Origin of the sequence: Streptomyces sp. NBC_00090, from assembly GCF_045160815.1 — a bacterium.
Classification (GTDB): Bacteria; Actinomycetota; Actinomycetes; order Streptomycetales; family Streptomycetaceae; genus Streptomyces.
Genome location: NZ_CP108224.1, coordinates 7,068,234 through 7,094,034, shown reverse-complemented (window position 1 = coordinate 7,094,034; position 25,801 = coordinate 7,068,234). Strand labels below are relative to the sequence as shown.

General features: G+C 73.0%; 26 protein-coding genes. 10 read left to right on the top strand and 16 right to left on the bottom strand.

Annotated elements, in window-relative coordinates; translation table 11 throughout:
* Positions 1-51 precede the first annotated feature (51 nt).
* Positions 52-600, bottom strand: coding sequence for a carboxymuconolactone decarboxylase family protein (locus OG361_RS31540; RefSeq protein ID WP_405858923.1), 549 nt, complete (start codon positions 598-600; stop codon positions 52-54).
* 190 nt (positions 601-790) lie between these two features.
* On the opposite strand from OG361_RS31540, the gene OG361_RS31535 reads away from it, so the two are divergent.
* Positions 791-1,369, top strand: coding sequence for a TetR/AcrR family transcriptional regulator (locus OG361_RS31535; RefSeq protein ID WP_405858921.1), 579 nt, complete (start codon positions 791-793; stop codon positions 1,367-1,369).
* Positions 1,370-1,503: 134 nt separating this feature from the next.
* Here OG361_RS31535 and OG361_RS31530 read toward each other — a convergent pair whose 3' ends face one another.
* The 7 genes from OG361_RS31530 to OG361_RS31500 all read right to left on the bottom strand — a co-directional run bounded on the left by OG361_RS31530 (position 1,504) and on the right by OG361_RS31500 (position 11,094).
* A complete protein-coding gene (locus OG361_RS31530; RefSeq protein WP_405858919.1) occupies positions 1,504-3,279 on the bottom strand; it encodes an acyl-CoA synthetase in 1,776 nt (591 codons plus the stop codon).
* Positions 3,276-6,749 carry an FAD/NAD(P)-binding protein gene (locus tag OG361_RS31525; protein ID WP_405858917.1) on the bottom strand — a complete coding sequence of 1,158 codons (3,474 nt, stop codon included), beginning with the start codon at positions 6,747-6,749 and terminating at the stop codon, positions 3,276-3,278. Before OG361_RS31525 ends, OG361_RS31530 begins: the two co-directional genes overlap by 4 nt.
* Positions 6,746-7,219 carry a cobalamin B12-binding domain-containing protein gene (locus tag OG361_RS31520; RefSeq protein WP_405858915.1) on the bottom strand — a complete coding sequence of 158 codons (474 nt, stop codon included), beginning with the start codon at positions 7,217-7,219 and terminating at the stop codon, positions 6,746-6,748. The genes OG361_RS31525 and OG361_RS31520 overlap by 4 nt, the downstream gene beginning before the upstream one ends.
* Before the next feature lie 173 nt (positions 7,220-7,392).
* Positions 7,393-7,818, bottom strand: coding sequence for a cupin domain-containing protein (locus OG361_RS31515; RefSeq protein ID WP_405858913.1), 426 nt, complete (start codon positions 7,816-7,818; stop codon positions 7,393-7,395).
* The gene (locus OG361_RS31510) at positions 7,811-8,716 is read right to left on the bottom strand and encodes a sulfurtransferase (RefSeq protein ID WP_405858911.1); all 906 of its coding nucleotides are present in this window, start codon (positions 8,714-8,716) and stop codon (positions 7,811-7,813) included. The genes OG361_RS31515 and OG361_RS31510 overlap by 8 nt, the downstream gene beginning before the upstream one ends.
* Positions 8,717-8,866: 150 nt before the next feature.
* On the bottom strand, positions 8,867-9,403 hold the full coding sequence (locus OG361_RS31505) for an HPP family protein (RefSeq protein ID WP_405858909.1): 537 nt from the start codon (positions 9,401-9,403) through the stop codon (positions 8,867-8,869).
* 134 nt (positions 9,404-9,537) lie between these two features.
* The gene (locus OG361_RS31500; protein ID WP_405858907.1) at positions 9,538-11,094 is read right to left on the bottom strand and encodes a vanadium-dependent haloperoxidase; all 1,557 of its coding nucleotides are present in this window, start codon (positions 11,092-11,094) and stop codon (positions 9,538-9,540) included.
* Between the two features lie 352 nt (positions 11,095-11,446).
* Between OG361_RS31500 and OG361_RS31495 the strand changes: the two genes are divergently transcribed.
* Entirely contained in the window at positions 11,447-12,067 is a 621-nt protein-coding gene (locus tag OG361_RS31495; RefSeq protein WP_405858905.1) for a hypothetical protein, read from the top strand.
* Positions 12,068-12,129: 62 nt separating this feature from the next.
* Here the strand turns inward: OG361_RS31495 and OG361_RS31490 are convergent, their stop codons facing one another.
* The gene (locus OG361_RS31490) at positions 12,130-13,101 is read right to left on the bottom strand and encodes an NAD-dependent epimerase/dehydratase family protein (protein ID WP_405858903.1); all 972 of its coding nucleotides are present in this window, start codon (positions 13,099-13,101) and stop codon (positions 12,130-12,132) included.
* Positions 13,102-13,114: 13 nt separating this feature from the next.
* The gene (locus OG361_RS31485) at positions 13,115-14,068 is read right to left on the bottom strand and encodes a ScbA/BarX family gamma-butyrolactone biosynthesis protein (RefSeq protein WP_405858901.1); all 954 of its coding nucleotides are present in this window, start codon (positions 14,066-14,068) and stop codon (positions 13,115-13,117) included.
* A gap of 128 nt (positions 14,069-14,196) precedes the next feature.
* Here OG361_RS31485 and OG361_RS31480 point away from each other — a divergent pair, with 128 nt between their 5' ends.
* The 4 genes from OG361_RS31480 to OG361_RS31465 all read left to right on the top strand — a co-directional run bounded on the left by OG361_RS31480 (position 14,197) and on the right by OG361_RS31465 (position 18,000).
* Positions 14,197-14,874 (top strand): ScbR family autoregulator-binding transcription factor, encoded by a 678-nt coding sequence (locus tag OG361_RS31480; RefSeq protein WP_384577553.1) that lies wholly within the window; start codon positions 14,197-14,199, stop codon positions 14,872-14,874.
* Between the two features lie 149 nt (positions 14,875-15,023).
* Positions 15,024-16,190 carry an acyl-CoA dehydrogenase family protein gene (locus tag OG361_RS31475; protein WP_405858898.1) on the top strand — a complete coding sequence of 389 codons (1,167 nt, stop codon included), beginning with the start codon at positions 15,024-15,026 and terminating at the stop codon, positions 16,188-16,190.
* Positions 16,191-16,218: 28 nt separating this feature from the next.
* Entirely contained in the window at positions 16,219-17,004 is a 786-nt protein-coding gene (locus OG361_RS31470) for an electron transfer flavoprotein subunit beta/FixA family protein (RefSeq protein WP_405858896.1), read from the top strand.
* A gap of 39 nt (positions 17,005-17,043) precedes the next feature.
* The gene (locus OG361_RS31465) at positions 17,044-18,000 is read left to right on the top strand and encodes an electron transfer flavoprotein subunit alpha/FixB family protein (protein ID WP_405858894.1); all 957 of its coding nucleotides are present in this window, start codon (positions 17,044-17,046) and stop codon (positions 17,998-18,000) included.
* Positions 18,001-18,081: 81 nt separating this feature from the next.
* On the opposite strand, the gene OG361_RS31460 is transcribed toward OG361_RS31465, so the two are convergent.
* The 3 genes from OG361_RS31460 to OG361_RS31450 form a co-directional block, all read right to left on the bottom strand.
* Positions 18,082-18,468: a zinc ribbon domain-containing protein gene (locus OG361_RS31460; RefSeq protein WP_384578103.1), complete on the bottom strand. Its 387-nt coding sequence runs from the start codon at positions 18,466-18,468 to the stop codon at positions 18,082-18,084.
* A 131-nt stretch (positions 18,469-18,599) separates the two neighbouring features.
* Complete coding sequence (locus OG361_RS31455; RefSeq protein ID WP_405858892.1) at positions 18,600-19,307, bottom strand: TetR/AcrR family transcriptional regulator; 708 nt, start codon at positions 19,305-19,307, stop codon at positions 18,600-18,602.
* A gap of 87 nt (positions 19,308-19,394) precedes the next feature.
* Complete coding sequence (locus OG361_RS31450; protein WP_384578107.1) at positions 19,395-20,156, bottom strand: SDR family NAD(P)-dependent oxidoreductase; 762 nt, start codon at positions 20,154-20,156, stop codon at positions 19,395-19,397.
* Between the two features lie 188 nt (positions 20,157-20,344).
* Between OG361_RS31450 and OG361_RS31445 the strand changes: the two genes are divergently transcribed.
* Positions 20,345-20,959, top strand: coding sequence for a TetR/AcrR family transcriptional regulator (locus OG361_RS31445; protein ID WP_405858890.1), 615 nt, complete (start codon positions 20,345-20,347; stop codon positions 20,957-20,959).
* 7 nt (positions 20,960-20,966) lie between these two features.
* Here the strand turns inward: OG361_RS31445 and cynS are convergent, their stop codons facing one another.
* The gene (gene cynS / locus OG361_RS31440) at positions 20,967-21,437 is read right to left on the bottom strand and encodes a cyanase (protein ID WP_405858889.1); all 471 of its coding nucleotides are present in this window, start codon (positions 21,435-21,437) and stop codon (positions 20,967-20,969) included.
* 55 nt (positions 21,438-21,492) lie between these two features.
* Positions 21,493-22,092 (bottom strand): carbonic anhydrase, encoded by a 600-nt coding sequence (locus OG361_RS31435; protein WP_405858887.1) that lies wholly within the window; start codon positions 22,090-22,092, stop codon positions 21,493-21,495.
* Positions 22,093-22,174: 82 nt separating this feature from the next.
* Between OG361_RS31435 and cynR the strand changes: the two genes are divergently transcribed.
* Both cynR and OG361_RS31425 read left to right on the top strand, forming a co-directional pair.
* Positions 22,175-23,083: a transcriptional regulator CynR gene (cynR, locus tag OG361_RS31430; RefSeq protein WP_405858885.1), complete on the top strand. Its 909-nt coding sequence runs from the start codon at positions 22,175-22,177 to the stop codon at positions 23,081-23,083.
* Positions 23,084-23,235: 152 nt separating this feature from the next.
* Positions 23,236-23,805: a heme-binding protein gene (locus OG361_RS31425; protein ID WP_405862542.1), complete on the top strand. Its 570-nt coding sequence runs from the start codon at positions 23,236-23,238 to the stop codon at positions 23,803-23,805.
* Between the two features lie 54 nt (positions 23,806-23,859).
* Here OG361_RS31425 and OG361_RS31420 read toward each other — a convergent pair whose 3' ends face one another.
* Positions 23,860-25,005: an acyl-CoA dehydrogenase family protein gene (locus OG361_RS31420; RefSeq protein WP_405858883.1), complete on the bottom strand. Its 1,146-nt coding sequence runs from the start codon at positions 25,003-25,005 to the stop codon at positions 23,860-23,862.
* Between the two features lie 137 nt (positions 25,006-25,142).
* Here OG361_RS31420 and OG361_RS31415 point away from each other — a divergent pair, with 137 nt between their 5' ends.
* Complete coding sequence (locus OG361_RS31415) at positions 25,143-25,748, top strand: TetR/AcrR family transcriptional regulator (protein ID WP_150264947.1); 606 nt, start codon at positions 25,143-25,145, stop codon at positions 25,746-25,748.
* Positions 25,749-25,801 lie beyond the last annotated feature (53 nt).

Sequence of the window (25,801 nt, the reverse complement as noted above, 5' to 3'; positions counted from 1 at the left end):
GGGGTGCGCGGACGCACTTCGCGCCCGGCACCCCTGCTCGGCGCGAAGACTCTACTCGGCGAGCCGGGCCGGTACCAACGGAAAGTCCAAGTCCGGCTGCGCTACGTGATTGAAGAAGTTCGACAGCACGTTGAGCGCGACGTGGCCGACGATCTCCGCGATCTCGGCGTCGGTCACGCCGGCGGCGCGCGCCTCGGCCAGGGCCTCGTCGGTGACGCGCCCGCCGGTGTCCATGACGGCGCCGGTGAAGCGGAGCACCTGGTCCATGTGCGGGTCGCCGTCGTCGGCGCCGTGGCGGGTGTCGAGCAACTCCCGCTCGCTCAGGCCGACCTTGCCGCCGCGCAGGGTGTGCGCGGAGACGCAGTAGGTGCAGTCGTTGCGCTGCGCGATGTAGAGCGCGAGCTGCTCGCGCCGGCGGGCGTCGAAGGCACCGCCGACGAGGGCCTCGCGCAGGGCGAGGTAACCGCGGAGCGCCGCGGGCCCGTTGGCGAGGGCGGCGTACAGGTTGGGCAGCTTGCCGAGCTGCTTGAGGGTGCTTTCGAGCAGCTCGCGCTGTTCCTCGTCGGCGGTCTCGACGGTCAGTTGGGGCAGGCGGGGCATGACGCTCTCCTTGAGCCGGACCAAGAGGGAACTGATCGGTACCATCCAGACGGTACCGATCGGTTCCGTCTGGCGCAACGGGAGCGTCACGCTCCGCCTCGGGAGCCGCATCCCCATCCGCATCCCCATCCGCGTCCGGATCCCGGTCGTTGATTCCGCACCTATACGGCACCGAGTGGTACCGTCTGGTATGGCCACGAACGCGAAGGAACGGCTCCTCGGTGCGGCGGAGCGTCTGTTCTACGAAGAGGGGATCCGGGCCGTCGGGATCGAGCGGATCCTGTCGGAGTCCGGAGTCGGCCGCGCCTCCTTCTACCGCCATTTCCCCAGCAAGGACGATGTCGTCGTCGAGGTGCTGCGGCGCCGCGACGGCATGTGGCGCGCCTGGCTCGACGGGCGGATCGCGGCCAGTGAACGCTCCCCGCGGGAACTCCCGTTGGCGCTCTTCGACGGCCTCGCGGAGCGCTTCGCCGCGGCCGAGTTCCGCGGCTGCGCGTTCATCAACACCATGGTCGAGACGGCCGATCCCGACAGCCCCGCGCACCACGTGGCCGCCGAGCACAAGGAGAAGGTCATCGCGGTCCTGGACCGCCTCCTCGGCGAGGGCGGCTACGTCGACCACGAGTCCCTCGCCCGTCAGCTCGCCCTGCTGGGCGACGGGGCGATCGTGACCGCCGTACGCGAGGGCACGCCGGAGGCGGCCGTACGGGCCAGGGGCGTGGCGGAGATCCTGCTGCGGACGGCGGAGCGGGAGACCGTCGAGGCGTAGGGCGCCCCGCAGGGCGGTCCGTCGTAGGCCAGGACAGGCCGTACGCCGGGACGCATCCGGGACGCATCCGGGACCAGGGGCGTACCCGCGACCGGCGGCGGTGCCGATCGGCACCGCCCTGCCGGCCTGCCGGCTCAGGCCCTCGGGGCGAGTTCGCCCCGGCGCACCTTGCCGGAGCGGGTGCGCGGCAGGCGGGCGACGACGTCGACCCCGCGGGGCACGAAGACCGGTGCGAGCCGCTCGGCGGCCAGCGCAAGGAGCTCGTCGCCGACCCGGCGATGCCGGACGTCCAGGGGCTCCCGGGCGGACGGCGCGGACGGGGACGGGATCCTCGTCACGGTCGGCTCGGGCGAATCCTGGGAAACCCGTGCGGCCGTGGCCGTCGACCCCAACGGGACCGGGTCCGCGTGGAGTTCGACCACCGCGTACGGGGTCAGGCCGCCGTCCGGGTCCGGGCAGGGGATCACCGCCGCGTCGGCCACCTCCGGATGGGTCCGCAGCACCGCCTCGATCTCCATCGGGGAGACCCGGTGGCCGTGGGACTTGAAGACCTCGTCCATCCGGCCGAGCAGCCGGATGGAGCCGTCCGCGCACCGCTCGCCCCGGTCGCCCGTGCGGTACAGGCCGTCGGCGAAGGCCTCGGCCGTACGCTCGGGCAGGTCGGCGTAGCCGCGCATCAGACCCGGCGGACGCTCCGTCAGATCCACGCACACCTCGCCCGCTTCGCCCGCCTCCCCCGTCTCCGGGTCCCGGAGCACGATCCGGTAGCCGGGGAGCGGGTGCCCGAGCGGGGAGAGCGGTTCGGGGGTGTCCGGGGCCCGGCCGATGAGCGCTGTCGCCTCGGTCTGGCCGTAGCCGTCGCGGACCCGCACGCCCCAGGCCGCCTCGATCCGTTCGACCGTCTCCGCCGTCAGGGGCTCCCCGGCAGCCGTCGCCTCCCGCAGTCCGGGCGCGCCCGCGCCACCGGTCACGTACGGCAGCATCGACCGCCAGGCGCTGGGCGGCGCGCAGAAGCTGGTGGCGCCGTGCTCGGCGAGGACGCGGGGCAGGAGGGCCGCCGGGAGGCCGCCGTCCGGGGGCGCGAGGACCGTCGCCTCCGCCGCCCACGGCACGAAGAAGCTGGACCAGGAGTGCTTGGCCCAGCCGGGCGCGGAGAGGTTGAGGTGGCGGTCGCCGGGGCGCAGTCCGCTCCAGTACAGGCTGGAGAGGTGCCCGACGCCGTATCCGGCATGGCTGTGCTCGACGAGCTTCGGCAGGGAGGTCGTGCCGGAGGTGAAGTAGCAGAACGACGGATCGGCCGCCCGGGTGGGCCCGTCGGGCAGGAAGGCACGGCGTCCGGTCCCGCGGGTGTCGGGGTACGGAAGCCAGCCGGCCCGGTCGGCCCCGGGCGCCACCCGCACGCCCGGCACGGACGACCCGTCGAGCAGGGGAACGAGCTCGGGCGCGCAGACGACGTGTCGGACGCGGCCCCGGGTGATCCGGTCGGCGGCCTCCCCCGGGGTGAGGTCCTGGTAGCCGGGGACGACGACGGCGCCCAGCTTGACGCAGCCGAGTAGCGTCTCCCACAGCTCGGCCCTGGTGCCGAGCAGGATCAGCACCCGGTCGCCGCGCCCGACCCCGCGCTCCTGGAGGGAGACGGCCAACTCATCGGAGCGGGCGGCGAGTTCGGCGAAGGACAAGCGGTCGGCGAGCGGGACGCGGCCATCGGGTCCCGGGCGCCCGAGGATTTCCAGAGCCGGCCGTTCGTTTCCGTCGGCGATGACGTCGAACCAGTCCAGGGCCCAGTTGAAGTGCTCGGCCCGTGGCCATCGGAAGGCGGCGCGGGCCTCCTCCCGGCGGCCGCGCAGCCGCAGGAGGAGATCCCGGGCCGCCCGGTACTCCTCGTGGGCGGGCGTACGGGACGCCCTCACCGCGCACCGCCGACCACCGCGCCGCCGGCCCAAGCGCCGCCGACCGCCGCACCTCCGGGTCTCGCACCGCCGACCGCCGCGCCGCCGGCCCAAGCGCCGCCGACCGCCGCACCTCCGGGTCTCGCACCCCCGGCCGCCGCACCGGCGAGCGGTGTGTCCGCGAGCAGCGCGCCCGCGATCGCGTCGGCGTCCCGGGTGAAGGAGCCCCAGGGGCCGGGCCGGCCGCTGCCCACCTGGGTGAACCAGCGGGTGTGCTCGCTGGGGATGCCGAGCACATGGGTGCTGGTGTCCACCGATCCGTCCGCCCGCACCGGGTGGAACGGCGCGTCGGTGCAGTCGAGTCCACCGGTGGCGAACTCACCCGCTTCGGCAGCCGAGTTGGTGAATCTGCGGATCGCCCCGTCCGCCAACAGGCCCCGTATCAGCGGGTCCCGGTCCACCGCCAGGTCGGTACTGGGCACCCGGGCGTCCACGACGAAGTCCAGCGGCACCCAGGAGTTCTCGACCCGGGCGGACTCCACCGCGAACCGGCCCTCCACCGGATCGGCGTCGAACCGGGCGTCGGGGCCCACCGGTTCGAGGACCCCGGCGGCGAGCAGGGCGAGGAACTGCTCCGAGCGCAGCGGTGGCGGCCCCGTCGAGACCAGCGCCGCCAGCGGGGCGAACTCGGCGAGGAACCAGCGGTGCGAGGCGGGGGTGAGCCCGCCGAAGTCGACGACGGAGCGGATCGTCTGCCGGACGTCCCGCAGCACGTCGGCCGCCGCCTTCAGCGGCCCGTCGGTGTTCCCCTGGCGCGCCTCGGCCAGGTCGGCGCGGAGCCATTCGGTGAGCACCTTGTGGAACTCGGCCGGCGAACCGAAGCGCCGGCCGAGGAACGGGCGGGCGAGCACATCGAGCCCGGTGAGCGGCCGCGGGTCGATCCGGTACCCGGCGGCGAGCCTCTCCAGGAGCCGTGGATCGGGCCGGTCCGCGAGGTCCCGGGCGCCGTGCTCGGTGAACTCGGCCGCCTCGTCGGCCCCGTGGACCCGCCGGACCCGGGCGGCCAGGAGGACGAGGTTGACCTCGGCGAGCAGCCAGGGCAGGACGGACCGTTCGAAGTCGAGCGGCGCTCCCTCCGCGCGCAGGGCGGCCATCCGCTCGGCGGTGAACAACCGTGCCGCGTAGCGGTGTTCGGGACCCTTCTGGTTGGCTCCCCGGGTGAGCAGGGGCACTCCCCCGCGCGAACCCGCCACGATCCGCGGCTCCTTGCCGCTGGGCAGGTAGAGCAGCCCGTCCCCGCCCTCGGTGAAGGTGCCGCCGCGCCCGAGGGTGAGCTCGGTGAGGATGTCGTAGAAGGTGAGCCCCATGCCGAGGATGCCGACGGCCGCGCCCGCCGGTATGTCGGCGAGCGGCATCTCGTTCGCCGCGCCTCCCGCGACGTACCGGACGGGGCGGGTGGGGGCCGAGCAGTCGCGGGCGAACGCCGTCCAGGCGCGCTGGCGGGCGTCGAGCTCGTTGACGGGATGCCCGGTGGCGAGCAGCATCCGGTCGACGGTGAGGACTTCGCCCCGGTCGAGTCTCAGCCGGTGCACGGTGCGGTCGCTCCCGCCGCCCTCCCGCGCGCGGTCCGCGCAGATCACCCGGGCGGGGATGTGGTGGACGGTGAGGGAGGGTGGCAGGGACTCCTCGACGCACCGCATGACGTACGTCAGGTACCTGCCGTAGACGGCGCGCGGGGCGTAGCCGTCCGGTTCGGCGGCCCCGGGGTCCTCCTCCGCCCACCACTCGCCGAGCGTGGGTCCGGCGCCCGGCCGGTGCGGTCCGGCGTCGGCGGGCCCGGAGAACATGGTGACCTCCTGGGCCGGGGTGTTCATCAGGAACCAGGGCGACTGGTCCGTCCGCCAGATCCGGCCGGCGCCCGCCTCGTACGGATCCACGGCGAAGACCTCCACCGGTCGTACGGGCGCCTCGTCCGCGCAGCGGGCGGCGAGCCGCTCCAGTACGGAGAGGCCGCGCGGACCCATGCCGACGAACGCGATCCGCAGCGGATCGGCGGTCGGCTCCGGGGCGGTCCGAGCGGTACTCCCCTGCTCCGGCTCCGGCTCCGGGGCGGTCCGTACGGCGGCCCCGGACTCGGGCTCCGGGGCGGTCCGCACGGCGGGTCCGGGATCCGGCACTGGGTTCGTCTCGGCCGCCTGGTCGTGCTCCCGGGCGACCCGGCCGAGCATGCCGGCGAGCTGACGCGAGGTCATCGGTGTGGTCCTCCGGCTGGTGGTGAGCAGGGGCAGCGCGCCCAGGTCGGTCCACTGGAGGCGCCCGTCCGGTGCGACGGTCGACCGGGCGGCGCCCCGGTTGTCGGGGTGCAGGCAGTACGGCACGTCGAGCAGACCCCGGTCGAAGGCCTTGAGCAGGGCGGTGCCGAGGTCGTCGGAGAGGCTGAGAACGGCGGTGATCAGGGTGCGGGCCTCGGCGAGTACCTCCTCGGCGTCGGCGGACCGCCGGCTCCCGGGCCGCACTCCCCGGGGTGCGTCGTGGGCGGCGCGGGCCGCGTCGGCGGCGATCCGCAGGGCGGTGAGGTTCTCGCCGACGGTGGGGATCCGGTGCGCCTCGGTCTCGGTCTTCACGATCAGGCGCTGCGCCCCGCCCCGTACGGCGAGTTCGGCGCTGCGGCGCAGCAGCAGGCGGGCGCCCGGCACGGTCCTCGGATAGACGCCCATGTACGTGTAGAGCACGATGTGGCGGTCGACGGCGGACGGCAGGAACTCGTCGGCGAGCAGCCGCAGCGCGGTGAGCGCGCCCGCGTCCTGGGCGGGATGGGTCTGCTGGGCGTAGCTGAGGGAGACGCTGGTCGCTCCGTTGGCCGCGAAGAACAGGCACTCAAGGACCGAGACGGCGACGAGGAGCGAGGGCGGGCAGAGCTGGCCGAGGAGGCAGCCGCCGAAGGACTCGAGGTGGGCGCGGCGGCCGTGGGCGCGGCTCTCCTCCGTCAGGAACTGGACGGAGTCGCGCCAGGCGGCGACGGATTCGGCGAGCGGGGTACGCCCGTAGGGGAGGCAGTACGAGACGGGGCCGCCCTCGGAGGCGGCGAGCCCGGCGGCGGCCATGGTGCGGAAGATGGCCATCGGGTCGGCGGAACCGTGCCGGACCTGGACGGGGGTGCCTCGGCCGGCCGCGGCGGCGACCCGCGCGGTGGTCTGCGGGCCGTGGCTGACCAGCGGGAACCCGTTGAGGGGCCGGCCGGCGCGCAGGGCGGCGGTGGCGGCGGCGTGGTCGCCGACGCGGGTGTAACTGTCGATGGTGAGGGTGGCGACGGTCCGCAGGGGCAGTGCGGCGACGGCGGCGACTCCGTCGGCCATCTCCTCCGGTCCGACCATGCCCATGCGGGGCTGCACGACCAGGGCGCCGGCCTCGGCCGACTCCCGGACGAAGGCGCCGAGATCGCCGGGCGGACACGGGTGCCGCTGGGGCGCGGGCGGGACGGAGGTCGTCACGCCGCGGCCCGCCCGGTACACGCGCCGCCGAGCCCCGCGAGCCGGCGCAGGAGTGCCGTGGGCGGGGTCCCGTCCGCGTACACCTCGTCGTATCCGGCGTCGAGGAGCTCGGCGGTGCGGGCGGCGGCACCCTCCGGGGAGATGCCGAGGAGTCCGCCGATGACCATGGGGACGGACCGGGTGCTCCGGTCCCCGCGCAGGGCCCGGGCTGCTCGTAACCCGTCCTGGTGGCCGTGCCCGTTGACGGAGGAGAGCACGACGAGGTCGGGCCGGGTCATGCGGGCGGTGTCGACGAGCAGGTCCTCGGGGACGCAGGGGCCCAGGTTGAGCACCGAGTGGCCGTGTTCCTCCAGGAAGAGCTGGAGGTGGACCAGGTTCCAGGTGTGGGCGTCGGAGGAACCGGTGGTGAGCAGGACCCGGCGGGAGGGCTCGGGACTGCGCAGGGACTGGGGCCGTGCGGACGGGGTCATGGCGTCTCTCTCCGAAAGGTCTGGGGAAGGGCCGGGCCGTGGTGGGCCGGGGGGAATCAGGGCGCGGATACAGGGCGCGGGTACAGGGCGCGCGGGTGCAGGGCGCGGGTACAGGGCGAGGCCGCCGGACACCCCCGTAGGGGGCCCGGTGGCCTCGGGGCGTCCGGGGTGGGTCAGACGGCGGGGACCCCGGCGCCGACGCCGGTGGTGATCTCGCCGGCCTCCGGTGTACGGGCGGCGGCGGGGCGGGCGCGGACGGCGAGGACGGTGCAGCCGTCGGCGCTGGACATCTGGTGCCGGGTCCCCGGCGCCTCCACGACGAGGTCGCCGCGGTGGAAGCGGCGCCCGTCGCTGTGGTCGAGGGTGCCGTCGAGGACGAGCATCAGCTCGTGGCCCAGGTGCTCGTGGAAGTCACCGTGCGCGCCGGGCGGGAAGCGCAGCAGCAGGGAGGCGGAGTCCTCGTCCTCGGCGGGGTCGGGGCCCCAGAGCACGACATACTCGACGCCGACGCGGCCGGGTTCGGCCCACGGCACCCACGGCAGGTCGGTCTGGTCGAAGCCGTCGCGCAGCACGTTGCGGAACACGGTGACGTCAGGCACGGGCGGGGACCTCCGGGGCGCGCTGGGCGACGATGGACGGGATGCCGTCGGGGCCCCAGGGCCGGGGTCCGTTGACGATGGGCGCGCCGATGAGGGAGCCGAACTCCCGCCAGGCTCCGTCGTAGTTGCGGATGTCCGCGAGTCCGAGGAGCTCCCGCAGGACGAACCAGCTGTGGGCGGAGCGCCAGCCGACCCGGCAGTAGACGACGGTCGGGACGTCGGTGCGGACGTCGGCGTAGGCGCGGGTCAGTTCCTCCTGGTCGCGGAAGGTGCCGTCGGGGCGGACGGCGGTGTGCCAGGGGATGTGCTCGGCGGAGAGCGCGTGGCCGCACCGCACGCCGAGGTCCTCGGGCACGCCGGGCGGGGTGTTGCTCTGCCCGAGGTACTCCTCCAGGGAGCGGACGTCGAGGAGTTGGTGGCGGCCGATGTGGTCGAGCATGTCCTCGCGGCGGGCGCGGATCGTCTCGTCGAGGGCGGGTACGGGGTACTCGGCGGCGGGCCGCCGCGGCGCCTCGTGCGTGAGGGGGCCGCCGAGGGCCTCCCAGCGGAGCCGTCCGCCGTCGAGCACGCGCAGCTCCCGGTGGCCGTACAGCGCGAACTGCCAGTATCCGGCGGTGGCCCACCAGTTGTTGTTGCCGCTGAGGAAGACGACGGTGTGGTCGGCGGATATGCCGTGCCGGCCGAGGAGTTCGGCGAAGGCCTCGGGGCCGATGACGTCCCGGCGTACGGGGTCCTGGAGGTCGCCGGTCCAGTCGAGGCGGACGGAGCCGGGGACCCGGCCCAGCCCGCTGCCGCCGTCGGTGATCTCGACGAGGACGGTGCCCTCGTCCCGGGCCGCGGGGTTCCGCAGCTGTTCCATGATCTGCTCACAGCTGACGAGCAGTCTGTCTCGTTTCACGGGCGCTCCGTTGAGAGTCGATGTGCGGAGGTGCGTGGGTACGGGGAGTTCGGGGCCGGCGGTGTGGAGGTCACGGCCGGCGGGTGGAGGTCACGGCCGGTGGGGTGGGGCACGGGCCGGCGGGTGGGGGTCACCACCAGTACGAGGGGGTCACCACCAGTACGTCGGGTACTTGCCGATCACGCCGAGCCGGGAGGCGACCAGGCCGACGAGGACGAGCAGGGCGCTGCCGACGGCGAGCAGGACGAGGAAGCTCACGGGGGCCGGGTCCTGGAGGACGGCGAGGACGGCGGTGGCGGCGGCCGGGGCGTGCACCGCGCGCAGCAGCAGCATGAGGGCGACGCTCAGGCCGGCCGCGACGGACGCCACCCAGAGGGAGTCGCCGAACAGGGCGACGGCGACGAGGCCGAGGACGCCGGAGCCGACCTGCCCGAGCACCACCCCGCGGGGCTGGGCCGGGGGCAGGGCGGGGCTGCCGCAGATGATCATCGCGGTGGCGGCGAGCGGAGCGATCATCAGGAGGTGGCCGGTGGCCTCGCCGAGGGCGACCAGGATCAGCAGCGACACGATGGTGGCGAGGGTGCCGAGGGCGGTCGGCCGGGCGCCGGGGAAGGGCGGGGCGCCGCCCGCCCAGCGGCTGCGGGCGGGCGGGGCCGCCGCGCCGGTGGTCCGGGTCTGGTTGCTCACGGTGTTCTCTCCTTGACGGGCGGGGCGGGAGGGGCGGGAGGGGACGGGTCGGGGCAGCGGATCGGGGCGGGCGGGACGGGGCAGCCGATCGGGACGCGTCGGGGCAGCGGATCGGGGCGGGCCAGGCTGGGTGGTCAGCGGTGGGCGCCGGTGAAGTAGCGCATGGCCTGGCGGTGCACGACCCGGCCGATGCGGTGGCCCATCTCGATGCCGGGCTCGTTGTCGAAGCTCCAGTGCATGCCGCCGTAGACGCGGGAGATGCCGGCCTGGCGGGCGGCCTCGCTGAAGGTGGGCCAGTGCAGGACGACGTCGGTGCGCGGGGTGAGGCCGGGCTCCACGGTGGAGGCGCCCGCCTTGAAGCGGTACGAGTCGCCGAAGGAGTCCGTGCCGGTGAAGCGGCGCAGGAACTCGGCGGCCGCGCCGGAGAAGGTGCTGTGGCCGGAGACGGTCGCCGGGAACGGCGGAACCGCCACGTACGCCTGCCAGTCGACGCCGTCCATCGTGACGGCGCCCCGGCCGGGGCCGCCCCAGGAGCGGATCTGCTGCCCGCGCCGGTCGTACGGGATGAGCGTCGAGGGGCGGGCGAAGTCGTAGTCGCGCTTGACCGCCCAGGAGCCGATGGCGGCGTCGCACTCGGCCATGTTGAGGCCGAAGAACAGCTGGGCGTCCTCGTCGACGCCGTAGCCGTCGCGGGCGGAGACGTACCGCCCCCACATCTGCTGGGCGCCGGGCGGGGTGACGTCGTCGTTGAGCCAGAACTCGGCGATCGCCTTCTGTTCGTCCGACAGATTGGCGCTGATGTCGATGAGTTCCTCGATCGCGGCGGTCATCCGGACGGACGGGTACGCGGGCGGGGCCGCGACCGTGAACTGGTCCGGGGCGGTCAGCGCGAAGGGCTTCATCACGGCGAACTGCGGCGTGAGGTAGCGCTGCGTCTTGCCGTTCACGATCAGCGGGGTCCAGTGGGCCGGGTCCGTGACGGTCGACGGGTCGAAACTGCCGGCGATCTGAGGGGAGTTGCGCGGCTGATAGCCGGTGGTGTCGGTGTACGCGGGGGTGCCGAGCTGGTTGGCGCCGTCGCCGTGCCGGTAGTCGAGGACGGCCCGCGCGGTACGGCGACCGATCCAGGCGGGGCTGTTCCGGCGGGGGTCGGTGAGCTCGGGGTCGTGGCCCAGGCTGCGCAGCATGGAGTCGATGGCGACCTTGTACTCGGGGTACAGGTCGAGCAGGGCGAGATGGGCCGCGTAGCTGATGGCCGCGTTCTTGTTGTCGAGGGTCCGCTCGGCGCGGGGCCGGCGCAGGGAGCCGCCGAAGCGGCTGCCGACGGCACAGCGGTCGTAACACGCCCAGGCGTCGTAGATCGCGTTGTGGATGATCGCGAGGGCGCGGGCGTTCACGGTGGCGGGGCCGAAGCGGTTGCCGGCGGCCTGGTAGCGGCCGAGTATCGCGTCCATCGCGGCCTGGTTCCAGCGGATCACGACGCTGGGGTCGGTCACGGCGCCGGGGGCACGGCGGCCCGTGCGGGTCTCCGCCTCGAAGCTGGTGGGGACGGCCCATGCCGCCGAGCCGGGCAGGGCGAGCGCCCCGGCCGCGGCGGCGGACGTGGTGAGCACCCGGCGCCGGGTGAGCGGCGTGCGGGCCGCGGCGGTCTCGGTGGGGGCGGGGACGGGGGCGGCGGATCTGTGGGACATCCCTGGATTCCTTCGCATGGTGCCGGGAACGGACGGACGCGGTCCGAGCCTGTGGATCAAACACAAACTCGAACAGTGCTCAGGCTGGCGAGAATTGATCGCGTCCGGCAACGGCCGATCGACTTCTTCCATCGCGGTCATGCAAGGAAGCGATGGGCGTCGCGGGGGTGCGCGGGACGTGGTTAGCGTGAGGCGACGGCGTCCGCCCCCCATGCCGAGATTTCGGCGCGATCCGAGCGGTCCACCGCCCGGCGTCCGCCCGCGCTCGGCACCCCACGGCACCCACGGCCCGGCCCCCCGGCCCCACCGGCCCGCCCGGCCCCGCATCGACTCGTCTCGGAGATGCCCGCGTATGACCGCTTCCTCCCAGGTGACACCTCCCGTCACGGACGCCACCCCGGACTCCGTCCCGACCCCCACCCCGAACTCCACCCCGGGACCCGTCCCGACCCCCGTCCCGAACTCCGCCCCGGGACCCGTCCCGATCGCGGCCCCGATCGCGGCCCCGAGCTCCACGCCGGACTCCGCCCCGCCGACGCCCGCCGGCCTCTTCGACCGGCTCGCGCCACAGCTCCACCGCTACGGCCTGACCATGCTCCGGGCCGGTCTGGGCGGGGTGTTCGTCTGGTTCGGGGTGCTCAAGGTCATCGGGTACAGCCCGGCGGCCGCGCTCGTCGTCGCCGTCCTGCCCTTCCCCGCGGGCGACTGGTTCGTGCCCGCGCTCGGCTGGGGCGAGGTGGCGCTCGGCGTCTGGCTGATGTCGGGCCGGGCCCGCGCCGTGGCCCTGCCGGTCCTCGTCGCGCACCTCTGCGGCACCTTCGCGGTGCTCGTCCTCACGCCGGGGGTGGCGTTCGTCCACGCGAACCCGCTGCTGCTCACGCTGGTGGGCGAGTTCGTCGTCAAGAACGTGGTGCTGCTCGCGGGCGCGGTGGTGGTGACGACCCACCCGCGCCCTCGCCCGGACGCCCACTGACGCCGGTCACGACGGACGCGGCGGCGCGGCGGGAGCGCGCCCGGTCGCCTGATCCGCCGCGTTCAGGAGTGGTCGAGAAGCTGCCGGTACCACGGCGCGCAGGCCGTGAACCCCGTGGCGAAGCCCGGCCCCGGATCGCACTCCAGCTCCTGCCAGGGGCGGTCGTCGGCGAACCAGTGATCGCTGGCCAGCATGTCGAGGTGGTGCGCCGCGAAGGGGATGCCCGCGAGCAGGGCGCGGGCCGCAGCGGAGTCCACCGCCGGCCCCCGGGGCGCCCCCGCCCTGTGGGCGACCAGCGTTTCGGCGGCCGCGAGGAGCTCCGCCACCGGCACCGGCTCGGGGTGGCCGACGTAGTACGGACCGGCCTCGGTCCGCGGGGAGAGGGCGGCGGCCAGCAGGGCGCGCGCCACGGTCTCCACGTCGATGACGGAGTGCAGCGAGCCGGCCCCCGTGAGCGGTCCGGGCAGCGCCGCGAGCAGCCGGACCAGGCCCGGTATCACCTGCCGGTCCCCGGCGCCGTACACGAGGTGGGGTCGCAGTACGGTCCCCCCGGCGTCGATCACGTACCGCTCGCCGGCCGCCCGGGTGCGGCTGGTCACCGAGCCCGGGGCGATCGGCAGGGTGCCGGGGGCGGCTGCCCGGAAGGGGCCGCGGCCGTGGACGGAGGCGGTGCTCAGGGCGACGATCCGGGTGACCCCGGCGCGTACGGCCGCGTCGACGAGGCTCCTGGTGCCCTCGTCGTTGACCGCGCGGGCCTGCTCCTCGTCCGCTCCGATCGCCGAGGCGCAGTGGATCAGTACGTCGACGCCCTCGCAGGCCCTGCGCAGGGAGTCGGGATCGCGGAGTTCGCCCCGGACGGTCTCGGTCGGCGGGCCGTCCACCCGGCTCCCCCGCTCCGCGCCGGGAGTCGGCGGGGTGAGCGGTCGACGGGAGAGCAGCCGTACGTGCGCGAGCTCCGGCCACGCCGTCGCCGTCGCGGCCACGCGGCCGCCGATGAATCCGGTCGCGCCGGTGATCAGAATGCGAGGTGCCATGGTCCTGTCCGGTTCAACCCGCCAGGCGGCTGTCGAGGCGGCCTCCGGCCACCGCCGTCAGGCCGTGGTTCGGGGAGGTGAGCGTGGAGTGGAAGACGGACCGGTCGTCCTGCCGGCCCTCGACCCGGACCGTGGTCACCGAGGTGTCGGGGGTGGGCAGGATCTCCGTCTCTATCCAGCAGGGGCTGTCGAGCTCCGCGTAGCGTGAGAAGGAGACGTCCATGGTGGCGGGCAGGAAGACGCCGCCCCCGACCGTCATCGTCGCCGCCTGGCGGGCGGCTTCGAGCAGCACCATCCCCGGCACGTGGTCGTTCGGGCGGCGGAAGAGGGTGGTGTGGCCGGTGTTGATCCGCAGCCGCCACTGGCCGGGTCTGGTGCCCGGGCCGAGGGTGACGTCATGGGAGTCCTCGCGGCCGACCAGGTGCGGGGTCACCCCGGGGATGAGCGGGACCGGCTTGCCCAGCGCCTCCATGCGCCGGCCCCGGATGCGGCGGTACGCCAGGGCTGAGGTGCAGCTGGACACGGCACCACCGGTGCCGAGCAGCCGGCCGCCGCGCGTGATCACGATCGTGGTCCGCAGATTCCGGAGCTTGCCGCCCCGGGCGCTCAGGTCGGAGCAGACGACGTCGATGTCGATGTCCGAGGAGAGCCCGTCCACGGCGAGCGCCTCGGGGTCGACCGCGTAATTGAGGCCCCACATGACGAACTGGTCGTCCACGGGTACCCCCAGCTCGGCATGAGCGAGCAGCATGGTGGCCTGGCGTATCGTCTCGGCCACCAGAATGGGGTCGTGTCGGTCATCGGCGACACGAGAGAAGAAAGGATGCCGGTCAGGCCAGCGAGCAGTGACGGAGAACCGGTTCTCCGTCAGTTGGGTCCAGCCTGTGGGGATGATGTCGGCGGGATCTGCTCGATGGACGAACTCCCCGGGGACGTGTGTCGTCACTCCTCGACGGTTCTGATCCATGGATCCCCCTCGCGTCCCCGCACCCCTGGGCGGTGTCTCCGCCCGAATTAGAATACGTACAGCCCGGTTTTCTATTCAATGCTTCGCGTCACACGTTGAGCACAGACAGCGAGACAGCAGGAGGCGCCTTGGCGCAGCAAGCGCGTGCAATCAGAACCCGACGGGCAATCCTGGAGTCGGCCGCGACCGTCTTCGCGGAGCGCGGTTACGAGAGGACGACCATCGGGGAGATCCTGGTGCGCGCCGGGGCGACCAAAGGAGCGCTGTACTTCCACTTCACTTCCAAGGAAGACCTTGCCCTCGGCGTGCTCGACGCCCAGATGCTCGACATTCCTTTGACGCCGCAGGCAATCAAGATCCAGGAGTTGGCAGACCAGGCGTTTCTGCTCACCCACCGGCTGCAGCGCGACGCCCTGGTGCGCGCGAGCGTCGCCCTGGCCCTGGACAGCGGCGCCATCGGGGTCGACCGGGTCGCCCCGTTCCGGGCGTGGATCGACCAGGTGTCGGAGATCCTCACGGTCGCGAAGGCGCGAGGGGAACTCCTCGTCCACGTGAACGTCACGGACACGGCCCAGCTGTTCTCCGGCGCCTTCTCCGGGGTTCAGGCGATGTCTCAAATTCTGTGTGACCGCAAAGATCTGGCCCATCGGGTCTCGGTACTGCTCCAGCACTTCATGCCGAGCGTCGTCACGCCGGCGCTGCTCACCAGCCTCGACCTGACCGCGAGCCGCGCCGTGCAGCTCGGGGCCGAGTACGACGCGAACCGGCTCCGAAGGGAACAGGATCTCGCGGATACTCACGGTTGAACAAACCGACCGGCTGGTACCCAGTCCGACCGCACGGTCTCCCAGAGCGCCCCGACGCCAGAACGCGTCGGGGCGCTCTGGCGTCATGGCACTGAGTGTGTTTTGCTGAGGGTACTCAGTGCCACAAGCGTCTAGGGGAGCTCCACATCATGGGCAAGGACTTCGACCTGTATCGGCCCTCCGAGGAGCACGACATGCTCCGGGAGTCGGTGCGTGCGCTGGCGGAGGCGAAGATCGCGCCGTTCGCGGCCGCGGTGGACGAGGAGGGGCGGTTCCCGCAGGAGGCGCTGGACGCGCTGGTCGCGGCGGACCTGCACGCGGTGCACGTCCCGGAGTCCTACGGCGGTGCGGGCGCGGACGCGCTGGCGACGGTGATCGTGATCGAGGAGGTCGCGCGGGCGTGCGGTTCGTCCTCGCTGATCCCGGCGGTGAACAAGCTGGGCTCGCTGCCGGTGATCCTGTCGGGTTCGGAGGAGCTGAAGGCGAAGTACCTGGGCCCGCTGGCCAAGGGTGACGCGATGTTCTCCTACGCGCTCTCGGAGCCGGACGCGGGCTCGGACGCGGCCGGCATGAAGACCCGCGCGGTGCGCGACGGGGACTTCTGGGTCCTCAACGGTGTGAAGCGGTGGATCACCAACGCCGGGGTGTCGGAGTACTACACGGTGATGGCCGTCACCGACCCGGAGAAGCGCTCCAAGGGCATCAGCGCGTTCGTCGTGGAGAAGTCCGACGAGGGTGTCTCCTTCGGCGCGCCGGAGAAGAAGCTCGGCATCAAGGGCTCCCCGACCCGCGAGGTCTACCTCGACAACGTCCGCATCCCCGCCGACCGCATGATCGGCGAAGAGGGCACCGGCTTCGCCACCGCGATGAAGACCCTCGACCACACCCGTATCACCATCGCCGCCCAGGCCCTCGGCATCGCCCAGGGCGCCCTCGACTACGCCAAGGGCTACGTCAAGGAGCGCAAGCAGTTCGGCAAGCCCATCGCCGACTTCCAGGGCGTGCAGTTCATGCTCGCCGACATGGCCATGAAGCTCGAGGCCGCCCGCCAGCTCACCTACGCGGCCGCCGCGAAGAGCGAGCGCGTCTCCGCCGGAGGTGAGAAGGAGGACCTGACCTTCTTCGGCGCGGCGGCCAAGTGCTTCGCCTCCGACGTCGCCATGGAGGTCACCATCGACGCCGTCCAGCTCCTCGGCGGCTACGGCTACACCCGCGACTACCCCGTCGAGCGCATGATGCGCGACGCCAAGATCACCCAGATCTACGAAGGCACCAACCAGGTCCAGCGCATCGTCATGGCCCGCAACCTCCCGTAGTAGCAATCTCGTTGAAAGGAGACAGGCCGTGACCCTGAAGATCGCTGTCTGTGTGAAGTACGTCCCCGACGCGACCGGCGACCGCGGTTTCGCCGACGACCTGACGACCGACCGCGAGGCCGTCGACGGCCTGCTCTCCGAACTGGACGAGTACGCGGTCGAGCAGGCGCTCCGTATCTCGGAGGAGTCCGACGACGCCGAGGTCACCGTCGTGACCGTGGGCCCGGACGACGCCAAGGACGCGCTCCGCAAGGCGCTCTCGATGGGCGCCGACAAGGCCGTCCACGTCAACGACGAGTCCATCCACGGCTCCGACGTCATCGCCACCTCCGCGATCCTGGCCAAGGCCCTGGAGAAGACCGGCTTCGACCTGGTCGTCTGCGGCATGGCCTCGACCGACGGCACCATGGGCGTCCTGCCGGCGCTGCTCGCCGAGCGGCTGAACGTGCCGCAGGTGACGCTGCTCTCCGAGGTCTCCGTCGACGGCGGCACTGTCAAGGGCCGCCGCGACGGCGACTCCGCCACCGAGCTCCTGGAGGCCCCGCTGCCGGCCGTCGTCTCGGTCACCGACCAGTCCGGCGAGGCCCGTTACCCCTCCTTCAAGGGGATCATGGCCGCGAAGAAGAAGCCGGTCGAAGAGCTGGACCTGGACGACCTGGACATCGACGCCGACGAGGTGGGCCTCGCCGGGGCCTGGACCCTCGTCGACGCCGTGGCCGCGCGCCCGGCCCGTACGCAGGGCACGATCGTCGCGGACGAGGGCGACGGCGGCAAGCAGCTGGCCGCCTTCCTCGCCACCCAGAAGTTCATCTGACCCACCGTCAGCCAGACACCCACACAGGAGCAATGAATCATGGCTGAGATCCTGGTTCTCGTGGACCACGCCGACGGTGCGGTCCGCAAGCCGGCCCTCGAACTCCTCACCCTGGCCCGCCGCGTCGGCGAGCCCTCCGCGGTCGTCCTCGGCGCCGGCGAGGCCGCCGCCGCCATCGCCGCCAAGGCCGGCGAGTACGGCGCTGCCACCGTGTACGTCGCGGACGGCGCCGAGTTCACCGACCAGCTGGTCGTCCCGAAGGTCGACGCGCTCACCCAGCTCGCGAAGGAGAAGGGGGCGGCCGCCGTCCTGGTGACCTCCTCCGGCGAGGGCAAGGAGATCGCGGCCCGCGTCGCGCTGCGCCTCGGCTCCGGTCTGATCACCGACGCCGTGGAGCTGGAGGCCGGCGAGAACGGCCCGGTCGCCACGCAGTCCGTCTTCGCCGCCTCGTACCAGGTGCGCTCGACGGTCTCGCACGGCGTCCCGGTCATCACCGTCAAGCCGAACTCCGCCGCCCCGGAGGCCGCCCCGGCCGCCGGTACGGTCGAGAACGTCACGGTCGCCTTCACCGGCAACGCCGCGAAGGTCGTCTCGCGCACCCCGCGCGTCTCCACCGGCCGCCCCGAGCTGACCGAGTCCGCGATCGTGGTCTCCGGCGGTCGTGGCGTCGGCGCCGCCGAGGGCTTCGCGGTCGTCGAGAAGCTGGCCGACTCGCTCGGCGCGGCCGTCGGCGCCTCCCGCGCCGCCGTGGACGCGGGCTGGTACCCGCACGCCAACCAGGTCGGCCAGACCGGCAAGCAGGTCTCGCCGCAGCTGTACGTCGCGGCGGGCATCTCCGGCGCGATCCAGCACCGGGCCGGCATGCAGACGTCGAAGACGATCGTGGCCGTCAACAAGGACCCCGAGGCCCCGATCTTCGACCTCGTGGACTACGGCGTGGTCGGCGACCTCTTCGAGGTGCTGCCGCAGCTGACGGACGAGATCGGCGCCCGCTGACCGTCCCCCGCGCCCAACGACAAGGGGCAGGTAGGTGGCACTCTGTGCCACCTACCTGCCCCTTCCGTATCGGCGCTCGACTCAGAGCCAGCCGTCGAGCGGAACCTCCTCGCAGAGCCGGACGACCGGCCTGCGCCCGGTCACGCCGACGCCCGAGGAGAGCTTGACCCGGACCCCGGGGCGCACCGCGTGGAGCGGCCCGTCGACGCGGCAGCGGACCACGAAGCCCTCCGCCATGTACACCGGCCAGAGGTCGGCGTCGGCCGCGGCGACCCCGCGTCGTACGGTGATCACGCCCTCGCCACCGCTCAGTTCGGGCGAGAGGTCCGTCGACCCGCAGGTCGGGCAGAGCAGGCGCTGGAAGGTCGTGGTGTGGCACCAGCGGCAGCGCTGGAAGTAGAGCTCGGAGTCGGGGGCCGACTCCTCGGCCTGGAGGGCGGTCCCGCTCCTCAGTCCCGTGTGGAACACGATGGCTTCTCCTTGCACTCGGCGGCTCGACCGTGCAGGAGCAAAGATATGGCACTGAGTGCCATCAAATAAAGACCTGAGTTCCCTCAATTCGAGATACCGAGAACCCCGAGGCGAGGCGGGACCTCCCGTCAGCTCTCGCCGAGGCTCGACTCCACCTCGCGCACCACGCGCCACATGGGGGTGGACCGCTTGGTGATCACCACCACGACGTCCTCGGTCTCCTCGGCCGGCGCGTCCGCGACCGCGTCCGGGCTCCAGGTGGCGCGGACGAACTCCAGGGCGCGGTCGACCTCCGCCAGCGGGTCGCCCTCCCCGCCCGAGCGCAGCCAGTGGCGCAGGGCGTGGTTGTGGGCGGCGACCACGGCCGCCGCGACCACGTTGGCCCGCAGGGTGCCGTCCCTGCGGTCGGCCCACCGGGTCCGCAGATAGTCGCCGAGGGTCTTCTCGTACCGCCAGACGACCGAGAGTTCGTACGTCCGCAGTCCGGTCACCTCTCGGGTGAGCCGGTAGCGCTGCACGGAGAAGGTGGGGTTCTCGGCGTACATCCGCATGACGAGCCGGGCGGCGTCGCAGACGCGGACGATCGGGTCGTCGGAGTCGGCGCTCGCCGCGAGGAAGCGGGTCATGTCGGCGAGGCACTGCTCGTGGTCGGGGAAGACCACGTCCTCCTTCGACGGGAAGTACCGGAAGAAGGAGCGCCGCCCGACGCCCGCGAGCGTGACGATGTCGTCGACGGTGGTCTGCTCGTAGCCCCGCTCGAGGAAGAGCTGGAAGGCCGCGGCGATGAGGGAGTCCCGCATCGCGGGCTTCGGAGAGTTCGTCGAGGCTGTTCCCATGGCCCGAACCTAACACTCGGACCGGCCGATGCAGCACTTGGTGCCGGGAAAATCCGGCACCGAGTGCTGCATCGGGGGTACGGAGGCTCAGCGCGGGGCCATGCGCAGGGCGCCGTCCATCCGGATCGTCTCCCCGTTGAGGTAGTCGTGCTCGACGATCATCGTGACGAGCCGGGCGTACTCCTCCGGGCGCGCGAGGCGCTGCGGGAAGGTGACGCTGGCGGCGAGTCCGGCCCTGACCTCCTCGCCGAATCCGGCCATCATCGGGGTGTCGACGATGCCGGGGGCGACCGTGACGACCCGGATGCCGAACTGCGCGAGGTCACGGGCGGCGGTGACGGTCATGCCCGCGACGCCGGCCTTGGAGGCGGCGTAGGCGATCTGGCCGACCTGGCCCTCGAAGGCGGCGATCGAGGCGGTGTTCACGACCAGGCCGCGCTGTCCGTTCTCGTCGGGCTCGTGCCGGGCGATGGCCTCGGCGGCGAGCCGCATCACGTTGAACGTCCCCAGCAGGTTCACGTTGAGGACCGTGCGGAACAGGTCGAGGTCGTGGGGGCCCTTGCGGCCCAGGATGCGCGCGGAGGGGGCGATGCCCGCGCAGTTCACGGCGAGCCGGAGCTCGGCGCCGTCCGCGTCGATCGCGGCCAGGGCCTCCCGTACCTGGTCCTCGTCGGTGACGTCCGCGGCGAGCAGCCGGACGCCCTCGGGCAGCGGCCCGGCGGCGGCGACGGCCTTGTCCAGGTCGAGGCCGTAGACGGTGGCGCCACGGGCGGCGAGCGCGGCGGCCGTGGCGGCGCCGAGGCCGGAAGCGGCGCCGGTGACGAGAGCGGCGGAGCCGGCGATGTCCATGGAACTCCTCGTTCGTGTCGTGCGGGTGGGGCCCTGCCGCCGGGATGGCCGCCGGACCGGGCGCGTACCCGCGGGGGACCGCGCGGTCCGCGCGATCTGCGCCGCCCACCATAGAACCGCAGGCAGCACCCCCGGAAGCGGAACCAGGACATCCTTCGGCGGTAGTCGACCGGTCGTACACTTTCGCCATGGGGCGAACGAGTGACGCGCGGGAGCGCATCCTGACCGCCGCGAAGACGCTGATGCTGTCGCGCGGCTACTCCGCCCTGGGCGTGGCCGAGATCTGCAAGGCGGCCGGGGTCCCGAAGGGCAGCTTCTACTACTTCTTCGCCTCCAAGGAGGAGCTCGCGCTCGCCGTCATCGACGAGCACTGGACGGGTCAGCGCGCCGAGTGGACCCGCGCGCTGGACGGGGACGTCCCGCCGCTCCAGGGGCTGCGGCGGCTCTTCGACTCCACCGGGGACGAACTGCGCGCCGGGCAGCTGAGCTGCGGCACCGTCACGGGCTGCCTCCTCGGGAACCTGGCCCTGGAGATGAGCACCGGGACGGCGGCCGTGCGCGAGCGGCTGCGGGAGGTCTTCGACGAGCAGGTGGCCCTGGTGGAGGCGACCGTCGAAGAGGCCCGTGGGCGCGGCGAGGTCACCGTCACCGACACCCACGGGGCCGCTCGCGCCCTCGTCGCCCAGCTGGAGGGCCAGGTCCTCTTCGCCAAGCTGTACGACGACGTGGAGCGCTTCGACGCGCTGTGGACCAACTCCCTTACTCTCCTTGGCGCGAGGGTCACCCCACCCCCACCCACCTGATCATCCGTCAGAAGGGCTTGGTCGGCAGGTACTTGCCGTCGAGCGTGATGACGGCCCGCTCGCCGCCCTCGGGGTCGGCGACCTTCTTGACGTCCAGCTTGAAGTTGATCGCCGAGATGATGCCGTCGCCGAACTCCTCGTGGACGAGGGCCTTCAGGGTGGTCCCGTACACCTGGAGCATCTCGTGGAAGCGGTAGATCGTCGGGTCGGTCGGGATGCCGCCGTCGATCGATCCCCTGGTGGGGATCGTGCGCAGCAGCCGGACCGCGTCCTCGTCCAGGCCGAGGAGCCCGGCGACCGCCCGCGCGGCGGGCTCCGGCAGGGCGTGCTGGCCGAGTACGGCGGCGGTGGTGTAGGCGACGGAGAACCCGGCGGCGTCCGCGATCTGCTGCCAGGTCACATCCTTGACGATCTTGGCCTCGACGGCGGCGACGGCGAGCTCGCGACGGGCGGTGGGGTCGAACTGGGCGTGCACCATGAGAGGTACGTCCTTTCCTGTGGTTCTTCTTTTTTTGGGGGGGGAGTTCCGGGGATCAGGCGGCGACGGTGGGGCGCGCTGTGGCGTCGAGCTCCTCGACGGAGCCCTCGGCGATGTCGAAGACCCAGCCGTGCAGCCGCAGGTCTCCCCCGGCGAGCGCGCGGGCGACCGACGGGTGGGTGGCGAGGTTCGCCAGCTGGGCGGCGACGTTCTCGCGCACCAGGGCGGCCACGTCACCCCGGCGTCCGGCCGCGGCGGTGCGGGCCAGGGAGGCGTCCGCGTGGCGCAGCCAGGCGGCGACGGCGGGCGCGGCGCCGAGGTCGTGGCCCTCGGCGAGGGCGGTCATGGCGCCGCAGGCGGAGTGCCCGCAGACGATGACGTCCCGTACGCCGAGGACGGCGACGGCGTACTCGACCGCGGCGGTCACCGCGTCGGCGCCCGGGGTGTGGGCGGGGACGAGGTTGCCGGCGGTGCGGATGACGAACAGCTCGCCCGGATCGGTCTGGGTGATCAGCTCGGGGACGACGCGGGCGTCCGAGCAGCCGATGAAGAGCGTTCCGGGGCGGTGGGCGGTGGCCAGGTGGGCGAAGAGACCGGCTTTGGCAGGGAAGACCTCCCGCTGGAAGCGGTCGATTCCCTCGGCGAGATGAGGCATGCCTTCACCCTGCACGACCAGTGGCTATAGCGTCCAAGACCTGTCATCGATATCTGCCATAGATGAGATCTATAGTCGGTTCATGCAGCCGGAACTCCGCCACCTCCGCTATCTGCTCGCCGTCGCCGAGCACGCCAACTTCACCCGCGCCGCCGAAGAGCTCCGCATCGCCCAGCCCACGCTGTCCCAACAGATCAAACAGCTGGAGAAGGCCGTCGGGGTCCAGCTCCTCGACCGCACCGGCCGGACCGTGCGCCTCACGGACGCCGGGGAGACCTACGCCCGCTACGCCCGGCGCGCGCTCCGGGACCTGGCGGCGGGCGAGCGGGCGGTGCTCGACGTACGGGACCTCTCCCGCGGCCACCTCCGGATCGCGGCCACCCCCACCTTCACCGCGTACCTCACGGGTCCGCTCGTCGCCGCGTTCCACAGGCGCCACCCCGGCATCACCGTGGAGGTGCGGGAGCTGCCGCAGGACCGGATCGAGGCCGAACTCCTCGCCGACCGCCTGGATCTCGGCATCGCCTTCGCCGGCGTCCACCTCCCGGGCATCGAGCCCACCGCGCTCTTCACCGAGACCCTCGGGCTCGTCGTCGGACCTTCGCATCCGTACGCCGGCCGCGAGGAGCCGCTCCCGGTCGACGAGTTGACGGACCGTCCACTCGCCCTGCTGAGCGAGGACTTCGCGACCCGGCGGCACATCGACGCGTACCTGGCCGAGCACCGCGTCCGGCCCCGGATCGCGGTGGAGGCCAACTCCCTCGGGGCGCTCACCGAGATCGTCCGGAGCACCGCGCTGGCCACGGTCCTCCCCGACGCCGTGACCCGCGACCACCCCCGACTGACGCCCGTTCCGCTCTCCCCCGCCCTCCCGTCCCGCGGCGTCTCGCTCCTCGCCCGCGCGAGCGGGTACCGGAGCGCCGCCGCGCATGCGTTCGCGGAACTGGCCGTGGGCTGGGAGGAGTCCGCACGGGGTCAACCGATCGGCTGACCCGGGGGTCGACCGTTGCGCCCTCCGGGTGCAGCCGGGCCGACGACGGGGTACGGGGCGGGGCGATCCCAGGATGGAGGGGAGAGCGGGCCACGGCTTCCCGACGGCCCTCGCGGTTCACCGAGTTCACTGGAGCAGACCCCATGAAGCACGTGAAGAAGGCCTCCTCGCGCACCCGCGCCGTGACCGGTGGCGCGCTCGCCGCCGCCATCGCGCTCGGCGGCCTCGGTGCCTGCTCCGCCAGTGCCACCGGCGAGGACCCGGCCGCCGCCGCCCCGAAGGCCGACGCCAAGAAGGCCGACGCCAAGAACAAGAACACGACGCGGTCGACGCACCTGACGATCGAGGCCGCGACGAAGGCCGCGCAGGCGAGCCTGGACGCCGCCGAGAAGGAGAACCAGCGCGTCTCCGTCGCCGTCGTCGACCGCAACGGCAACACCATCGTCACCCTGCGCGGCGACGGCGCCGGCCCGCAGTCCTACGAGTCCGCCGAGCGCAAGGCGTTCACCGCCGTCTCCTGGAACGCCCCGACCTCCGTCCTCGCCGGCCGCCTCACCCAGGCCCCGAACCTGAAGGACATCCCCGGCACCCTCTTCCTCGCGGGCGGCGCCCCCGTCACCGCCAAGGGCGCCCCCATCGCGGGCATCGGTGTCGCGGGCGCGCCCTCCGGCGACCTCGACGAGAAGTTCGCCCAGGCCGGCGTCGCCGCCCTCGGCAAGTAAGCCGGAGGGCTCGCCGGGATCGTGCGCCACCCGCTACCAGCTACCCGCCGCCCGCTACCCGCGCACGAGGCCGCGGCTGATCACCAGGCGCTGGATCTGGTTCGTGCCCTCGAAGATCTGCATGATCTTCGCCTCGCGCATGTAGCGCTCGACCGGGAAGTCGCGGGTGTAGCCGTAGCCGCCGAGGACCTGGACGGCGTCGGTGGTGACCTTCATGGCCGTGTCGGTGGCGATGAGCTTCGCCGCGCTGGCCTGGCGGCTGAACGGGCGGCCGAGGTCGCGGCGGCGGGCCGCGTCCAGGTAGGTGGCGCGGGCCGCGTCGACCGCGGCGGCCATGTCGGCGAGGAGGAAGCCGAGGCCCTGGTGGTCGACGATCCGGCGGCCGAAGGTGGTGCGCTCGTTGGCGTAGTCGACGGCGGCGTCGAGGGCGGCCTGGGCGAGGCCCGTGGCGCAGGCGGCGATGCCGAGGCGGCCGCTGTCGAGGGCGCTGAAGGCGATCTGGAGCCCCTGCCCCTCCTCCCCTATGCGCCGGTCGGCGTCGAGGAGGGCGCCGTCCCAGTAGGCGGAGGTGGTCGGGACCGCCTGGAGGCCCATCTTCCGCTCGGGTGCGCCGAAGCTCAGGCCCTCGGTGGCGCCGGGGGCGAGGAAGCAGGAGATGCCGTGGCTGCCGGGGGCGGTACGGGCGAAGAGGGCGTAGAAATCGGCCTTGCCGCCGTGGGTGATCCAGGCCTTGGTGCCGGTGACGCGGTAGGCGCCGCCGTCCTGGAGCTCGGCCTTGCAGCTGAGGGCGGCGGCGTCGGAGCCGGCCTGCGGCTCGGAGAGGCTGTAGCCGCCGATGGTCCGGCCCTCCAGCATCGCGGGCAGCCAGCGCTCCTTCTGCTCCGGCGTACCGAAGGTGTGGAGGGGGTGGCAGGCCAGCGTGTGCACGCTGGTGGCGACGGCGACGGCCGCCCAGCGCGCGGCGAGCTCTTCCAGGACCTGGAGGTAGACCTCGTACGGCTGGCCTCCGCCGCCGTACTCCTCGGGGTAGGCGAGGCCGAGCAGCCCGGCCTCTCCGAGGGTGGTGAAGAGACCTTCGGGATAGGTCTCGGCGGCCTCGTGCTCGTTCACCCGCGGAGAGAGCTCCTTGTCGGCGATCTCCCGGGTGAGGGCGATGAGGTCCGCCGCCTCGGGGGTGGGAAGCAGGCGGTCGACATCCATGGCGACTCCAGCGGCGCGCAAAGTGGTACTGGGGCAGGTACTGCAGTACCGCTTAGCGTAGCGCAGTCGAGTCCCGCCGTAACCCCTCACCACCGGGGCTCGAGGTCGCCCGGAGGGCGGCCTGGAATACTGTCCGCGTGATCGAGACCTCCTCCGCCGACGCCCCGAAACTGACGGGCCGCGGAGCGGCACGCCGCTCCGCCCTCTTCGAGGAGCTCGTCGCCCTGCTCGTCGGCGAGGGTTTCGCCCGCCTGACGCTCGACGACCTCGCCGCCCGCCTGCGCTGCTCGAAGCGCACCCTGTACGGCCTCGCCGGCAGCAAGGAGCAGCTGGTCCGGGCGGCGGTCGTGCACTTCTTCCGGCGGGCCACGGCCCGGGTCGAGGCGGTCCTCGCCGCCGCGACCGACCCCGCCGAACGGCTCGCCGCCTATCTGCGCGCGGTCTCGGCCGAGCTGGCGCCGGTCTCGCCGCAGTTCTTCGACGACGTGGCCGCCTTCGAGCCGGCGGCCGAGGTGTACGAGCGCAACACCCGCGCGGCGGCCGGCCGGGTCCAGCAGCTCATCGAGGAGGGCGTGCGGGCCGGTGTCTTCCGCGAGGTGCACGTGACCTTCGCGGCCGACGTCATCTCCTCGGTGATGGTCCGCATCCAGCGGCGCCAGGTGGCCGCGGCGACCGGCCTGGCCGACGCCGAGGCGTACGAGCAGCTGGCCGAGCTGCTCCTCAGCGGACTCCGGAAGGCCTGAACCCCTCCAACGGGCACGAATGGCCGGTTTCGGCCCACGTTCGATCACTCTGC

Coding starts and splice junctions, on each gene's coding strand:
- OG361_RS31540 (WP_405858923.1), bottom strand. CDS start 600: ATGCCCCGCCTGCCCCAACTGACCGTCGAGACCGCCGACGAGGAACAG.
- OG361_RS31535 (WP_405858921.1), top strand. CDS start 791: ATGGCCACGAACGCGAAGGAACGGCTCCTCGGTGCGGCGGAGCGTCTG.
- OG361_RS31520 (WP_405858915.1), bottom strand. CDS start 7,219: ATGACCCCGTCCGCACGGCCCCAGTCCCTGCGCAGTCCCGAGCCCTCC.
- OG361_RS31500 (WP_405858907.1), bottom strand. CDS start 11,094: ATGTCCCACAGATCCGCCGCCCCCGTCCCCGCCCCCACCGAGACCGCC.
- OG361_RS31495 (WP_405858905.1), top strand. CDS start 11,447: ATGACCGCTTCCTCCCAGGTGACACCTCCCGTCACGGACGCCACCCCG.
- OG361_RS31490 (WP_405858903.1), bottom strand. CDS start 13,101: ATGGCACCTCGCATTCTGATCACCGGCGCGACCGGATTCATCGGCGGC.
- OG361_RS31485 (WP_405858901.1), bottom strand. CDS start 14,068: ATGGATCAGAACCGTCGAGGAGTGACGACACACGTCCCCGGGGAGTTC.
- OG361_RS31475 (WP_405858898.1), top strand. CDS start 15,024: ATGGGCAAGGACTTCGACCTGTATCGGCCCTCCGAGGAGCACGACATG.
- OG361_RS31465 (WP_405858894.1), top strand. CDS start 17,044: ATGGCTGAGATCCTGGTTCTCGTGGACCACGCCGACGGTGCGGTCCGC.
- OG361_RS31455 (WP_405858892.1), bottom strand. CDS start 19,307: ATGGGAACAGCCTCGACGAACTCTCCGAAGCCCGCGATGCGGGACTCC.
- OG361_RS31450 (WP_384578107.1), bottom strand. CDS start 20,156: ATGGACATCGCCGGCTCCGCCGCTCTCGTCACCGGCGCCGCTTCCGGC.
- OG361_RS31445 (WP_405858890.1), top strand. CDS start 20,345: ATGGGGCGAACGAGTGACGCGCGGGAGCGCATCCTGACCGCCGCGAAG.
- cynS (WP_405858889.1), bottom strand. CDS start 21,437: ATGGTGCACGCCCAGTTCGACCCCACCGCCCGTCGCGAGCTCGCCGTC.
- OG361_RS31435 (WP_405858887.1), bottom strand. CDS start 22,092: ATGCCTCATCTCGCCGAGGGAATCGACCGCTTCCAGCGGGAGGTCTTC.
- cynR (WP_405858885.1), top strand. CDS start 22,175: ATGCAGCCGGAACTCCGCCACCTCCGCTATCTGCTCGCCGTCGCCGAG.
- OG361_RS31420 (WP_405858883.1), bottom strand. CDS start 25,005: ATGGATGTCGACCGCCTGCTTCCCACCCCCGAGGCGGCGGACCTCATC.